This is a genomic window from Neorhizobium phenanthreniclasticum (assembly GCF_040066075.1).
Taxonomy (GTDB): Bacteria; Pseudomonadota; Alphaproteobacteria; order Rhizobiales; family Rhizobiaceae; genus Neorhizobium; species Neorhizobium petrolearium.
In genome coordinates this window covers 1-2,036 of sequence record NZ_JBEAAL010000072.1, presented here as the reverse complement: position 1 = coordinate 2,036, position 2,036 = coordinate 1, and the positions used below count along the sequence as shown (strand labels likewise).

Annotated in this window: 2 protein-coding genes; both read left to right on the top strand. The window is 60.7% G+C overall.

Annotated features, from left to right (window positions below):
- Positions 1–165, top strand: coding sequence for an IS66 family insertion sequence element accessory protein TnpB (gene tnpB, locus ABK249_RS34005; RefSeq protein WP_415926503.1), 165 nt, complete (start codon positions 1–3; stop codon positions 163–165).
- A gap of 62 nt (positions 166–227) precedes the next feature.
- A complete protein-coding gene (gene tnpC / locus ABK249_RS33695) occupies positions 228–1,898 on the top strand; it encodes an IS66 family transposase (protein WP_210059128.1) in 1,671 nt (556 codons plus the stop codon).
- The last annotated feature ends 138 nt before the right edge of the window (positions 1,899–2,036 follow it).

Below are 2,036 nucleotides of genomic sequence, written 5' to 3'. Positions count from 1 at the left end.
ATGGTGCTAACTTACAAAATTCTTGAATATGGAAGCTTTGCCTGGCCCAAGGTTCAGGATGGGACGATGCGTCTTTCCAGGGGGCAATATGAGGCATTGTTCGAAGGCCTCGACTGGCGGCGGGTGATGGCGCAACGAGTGACCGCGCCGTCGGCGGCAGGGTGAATATCCGGCCGCCTTTGCATTGTTTTATTTGGCTTTTCCGTGCTGCCTTGCTATAAGGGCGCATGTCATCGCCCCTTGATCTCAGCCTGTTTCCGGACCTTCCGCCAGAGGTGGTGAAGGCGTTTGCGGCGATGCAGTTCGAGCTGTCGGTCGAGCGTGCTGCACGTCAGCATGAGCAGGCTGTGGTGGCCGAAAAGGACGCGTTCATCTCCGAGTTGAAGGAACTGATCGAGAAGCTTGAGGGGCAGGTTCACGACTATCGGCGCACGAAGTTCGGGCCGAAATCGGAAAAGCTAGATCCGACGCAGATGGAACTGGCGCTGGAAGACCTTGAAACGGCGATTGCCGAAACACAGGCGCGGATCGCCGCCGTCGAGAAGAAGATCGAAGCCAGCGCAATCAATCCTGGAGAGGTTGGCGATCCGGACAAGGCCGTTTCTCGCAAGGAGCGGAAGGCCCGTGCACTGCCCGAACACCTGCCGCGGGTCGAGCGCGTGATCGAGCCCGAGAGCATCGCTTGTCCCTGCGGTTGCGGCAACATGGTCCGGATCGGCGAGGATCGGACGGAACGGCTCGACCGGATCCCGGCGCGCTACGAGGTGATCGTCACGATCCGCCCGAAATACGCATGCCCCAAGGGTCGAACGGGCGTCCTCCAGGCCAAAGCGCCGGCACATCTTTTGGAAGGGAGCTGGCCGACCGAAGCCCTTCTGGCGGAGATTGCCGTCTCCAAGCATTCCGAACATATGCCGCTCAACCGGCAGGCTGAGGTCATGGCGCGACACGGGGTGCCGATAGACCGCACGGTCCTGGCCGATTGGATGGGGCGCACGGGCAGCGAAATCGCACCGGTGGTCGACCATATGGCCAAACGGCTGCTGTGGGAAAGCACGCGCCTCTATGTCGACGAAACGACGGCCCCGGTGCTGGATCCTGGGCGAGGCAAGACAAAGACCGGCTATCTCTGGGCCGTGCTGCGCGACGACCGCGGCTGGAATGGTTCTGCTCCGTCAGGTGTGGTGTTCCATTATCGGCCCGGGCGTAAAGGAGAATATGCCGCTGAAATTCTCGCCGGGTTCAACGGTACGATCCAGGTCGATGCCTACGGTGGTTACTCTCACCTCGCCACGTCGGACCGGATGGGTGGCGATCCCTTGAAGCTGGCTTTCTGCTGGGCGCACGGGCGCAGAAAGCTGATCAAGGCGACGCCGAAGAGCGGATCGCCCATTGTCGACGAGGCGCTGGTGCGCATCTCCGCGCTCTACAAGATCGAAGACAGTATCCGGGGCTCAGACTCCGAACATCGCCGGGCCGTTCGACAGGACCTGTCCCTCCCGCTGGTGGACGAGTTCTTCACCTGGCTGGCAGCCCAGGCCGCGCGCGTCTCACGCAAATCTGACCTCGGAAAAGCCCTGGCCTATATGCTAAAACGACAAGACGGCTTCCGGCTGTTCCTGGACGACGGCCATGTCGATATTGACTCCAACCTGGTGGAAAACGCGATCCGCCGCCCGGCCATGAACCGCCGCAATGCGCTCTTTGCGGGGCACGATGAAGGGGGCCGCAATTGGGCTCGGTTTGCCAGTCTGATCGGCACTTGCAAAATGAACGGCGTTGAACCTTACGCCTATCTTTGCGACCTCTTCACCCGCCTAGCAAACGGCCACCTCGCCAAAGACATCGACGCCCTGATGCCATGGGCCTATGCCGCCCGCATCAGAGCCTCACAATGAGCTCGTCAGAGACTAGAGCGGGATGAATTTAGGCGGAATCGGCATGGGGATTCCCTTTTGTGAGCAAATCAGATTCACCATTCAGGCCGGTGCAGGAGGCCGGCCAGGATGGCGAGACCCTTTTCGGATGACCTTAGG

Bases quoted from the DNA above. Each gene is read 5' to 3' on its own strand.
- tnpB (WP_415926503.1), top strand. From the start codon at position 1: ATGGTGCTAACTTACAAAATTCTTGAATATGGAAGCTTTGCCTGGCCC.
- tnpC (WP_210059128.1), top strand. From the start codon at position 228: ATGTCATCGCCCCTTGATCTCAGCCTGTTTCCGGACCTTCCGCCAGAG.